This is a genomic window from Desulfosporosinus sp. I2, from assembly GCF_000960765.1.
In the GTDB taxonomy this organism is placed as follows: domain Bacteria; phylum Bacillota; class Desulfitobacteriia; order Desulfitobacteriales; family Desulfitobacteriaceae; genus Desulfosporosinus.
In genome coordinates this window covers 1-2,676 of the sequence record NZ_JYNH01000252.1, presented here as the reverse complement: position 1 = coordinate 2,676, position 2,676 = coordinate 1, and the positions used below count along the sequence as shown (strand labels likewise).

At 46.0% G+C, this 2,676-nt stretch carries 6 protein-coding genes; all 6 read right to left on the bottom strand.

Annotated features, from left to right (window positions below; all coding sequences use genetic code 11):
• Window positions 1-32: 32 nt before the first annotated feature.
• Window positions 33-518, bottom strand: a complete 486-nt coding sequence (locus tag UF75_RS25335; RefSeq protein WP_045577291.1) for a hypothetical protein — start codon at window positions 516-518, stop codon at window positions 33-35.
• A gap of 26 nt (window positions 519-544) precedes the next feature.
• Window positions 545-973, bottom strand: coding sequence for a DUF4320 family protein (locus UF75_RS25330; RefSeq protein ID WP_242860432.1), 429 nt, complete (start codon window positions 971-973; stop codon window positions 545-547).
• A gap of 95 nt (window positions 974-1,068) precedes the next feature.
• The gene (locus UF75_RS27835) at window positions 1,069-1,278 is read right to left on the bottom strand and encodes a hypothetical protein (protein WP_082075353.1); all 210 of its coding nucleotides are present in this window, start codon (window positions 1,276-1,278) and stop codon (window positions 1,069-1,071) included.
• Between the two features lie 156 nt (window positions 1,279-1,434).
• Window positions 1,435-1,632 (bottom strand): hypothetical protein, encoded by a 198-nt coding sequence (locus UF75_RS25325; protein ID WP_045577289.1) that lies wholly within the window; start codon window positions 1,630-1,632, stop codon window positions 1,435-1,437.
• 113 nt (window positions 1,633-1,745) lie between these two features.
• Window positions 1,746-2,423 carry a hypothetical protein gene (locus tag UF75_RS25320; protein WP_242860431.1) on the bottom strand — a complete coding sequence of 226 codons (678 nt, stop codon included), beginning with the start codon at window positions 2,421-2,423 and terminating at the stop codon, window positions 1,746-1,748.
• Window positions 2,424-2,451: 28 nt separating this feature from the next.
• A partial coding sequence (locus tag UF75_RS29710) for a hypothetical protein (protein WP_082075352.1) occupies window positions 2,452-2,676 on the bottom strand: 225 nt, incomplete at its 5' end.

Below are 2,676 nucleotides of genomic sequence, written 5' to 3'. Positions count from 1 at the left end.
CGCCAAGGGTATAGCAATGATTAATTTTCGCTTCATGGGGAACCTCCTTCATCAATTCTGTTGTTGCTGCTGGAGAGAGTAAAGGGCAGCCGCACCTCGCCGGTCAGGAAACTAAAAACGCTGCGGGTTTTCAACTGCCCTTTCAAGATAAGCCGGGGCGGATCATCGGTAGCGGTGAGGCTCTGGATTTCAAGGGTGTACACCCATTGCTCCCCGGAATACTTGTTCAGATCCCGGTCCAGCTGCATGCTTTCATGAAGATAGCCGTAGAGCTGTTCTTCCGCAAGGGCGCTGTCCATCCGGGCATAGCCGTCTTTGCGGTATTCGTCCAGCATGGCGTACTCCACGGAGGAATTCACTCCCCGCTGGAGCACATATTCCACCTGCTGGTACAGGCTGTCCATGCGGAAATATTCAATGACGATGGCTGCAAGGGTCATAATAAAAAGGATGAGGATCAAGATAAACACCAGCCCATCGCCTTTTTTGCTTTTTAAAATGGATCCGGTTTTGCCCACAAAACTATCCCTCCCTTCCGGCGCTTTCACTCTAAAAGCTTCCAATATTTTTCCGACATGCCCGTGATGCGCACCTCCATGGGAATGATGATTTGCACCGGCGGAGAGGAGGAAGGCCGAAACACCGTAAAGGCATAGTTGTATTTCATCTTTACTGTAAAAGTATCTCTTAGCTGAATTTTTTGGTTTTGTTCATCACAATAATTGACATCCCCGATGCTCATTTCAGGAGACAGCCCGGTCTGTTCCTTGAGCCGGTAAAAAACATCATATACGTTATCCGATACCTGCCCCTCCAGCTCAATGACCCGGACCACCCGGCGGCAGACTTGGTTAAGACTCAGATAGGTGGTGAAGATGCTTAAGAAGGACATCACCGTCGCCATCAGCGTAATTACCACCAGGGTTTTAATAATCAGTTCATAATAGGCGCTGCCTTTTCGATTAACCAGCACCTTTTTCAAAGAAAAAGGGGGAGAACATCTCCCCCAAAAGCTCCGGCACTGCCTGTTCATCCCTTTACACCCCCTGTTCGCAGCCGCCGCATAGTTTAGCCCAAAAGACCGGTAATTTTGGTTACAATACTGTTCCAAATCTGCGTAATGGAACCCTGGTACAGCGTCATAAATACCGCACCGACGACCACTACGATCAGTACAACAATCAGCCAGCCTGTCATTTGATCGCCGGATTGATGGGTCAATACCTTCCTTACCTTTAAGCCTGCCACCATCATTTTGTTTCTCAAAGTTCTCATCATAGAAAAATACCTCCGTATAGTTAATTTTAGTTTGATTTTTTAAGGTTTTACCAGAGTTAAGGCCAGTAATATCAGTTGCAAAACATTCCATCAAAGGTAAAAGGGAGAAAGTTTCTCCTTTTTACCTTTGTGGTAATTTTACAGTTTGCCGGTTATTTAGCCCAAAAGACTTGTAATCTTGGTGACAATACTGTTCCAGATTTGCGTAATGGAACCCTGATACAGGGTCATGAATACTGCACCCACTACCACTACAATCAGTACGACAATGAGCCAGCCTGTCATCTGGTCACCGGACTTGTTGACCATAAGCCCTCTTGCCTTTGAAAAGGCGTTTGCCATTTTGTTTTTCATGGGGTTTAACCTCCTTTCTTCTACGGTTTGGATTGTGTTTGTCCTGATTCTCATGCTTTACCTCCCTCCTGAAAAATTTAGTTTTATTTGAAAAGGGTTGCCCCGTTTTCACATTAAAAAAGGCCCCCCATGGATCGGACTAAGTGGGAGCCTATGACATATAAAAGGCTTGCCAGGGTCACTACCACAAGGGGTATGGATGCCATCTTTATTTTGCCGGGCAGCTTGCCCAGATTCTTGCGCAGGGCTTCCTTCGCCTTGATGTCCATATCCTTGGCAAGATACATTAGAGCCTCGCCCTGATGCTCTCCACTGTATAAGCCGATGAGGGCATTGACCAGAAAGGATACCTCAAGCAGTCCGACACGCTCACTGAAGTTTCGAAGCGCTGTTTCTATGTCCTTGGCTTTCATCTCCATGATCAGAACCGCAATGTCATAGTAGAAAACCTCACTCGCTACCTTTAGATAGTCCTCAAATATCTGGATCAGGTCCACCTGGACAACCGTATTTTCGTTGCTGCCTCGCACATCTTCAAGCTTGTAGAGGATGGAGCGGACAAAGCTTGGAAGTTCTATTTCGATTAATTCCTTTTTCTCTTTGAGCTTGTCTTTGAGGTCGGTCATGAAGTGGAAATATACTACCACCGAAAAGATAAGGATGGCAGGAGCAATGTTTGTCGCTCCGATTGCCAAAAGCAGAATCAAGAGCGGCAGAGTAAAAGCAGCACAGATGAGAGCACGTGCATGATATTCCTTTGGGGTTAGCGCAAGTCCTCCACGCCTTAGCATTGACGCCATTTTCGCTTCTTTCTCCGGTTCAATTCTGATCAATCGGGATACCGGCTTTACAAGGGGCATCACAAAAAGGTTGAGCAACCTTGCTCCCGTTTTTTCTTTTTCTGCCTGTAAGTTTTTGATGTTTTTTTTCATGCTCAGCTTGGGTATTTTGAGTATTTGCCTGCAAATTAAAAATCCTGCCGCGGTCAGCAGGACAAAAACGATGATTTGATAGAACAAATTTAAACCTCCCTTGTAAAATTGA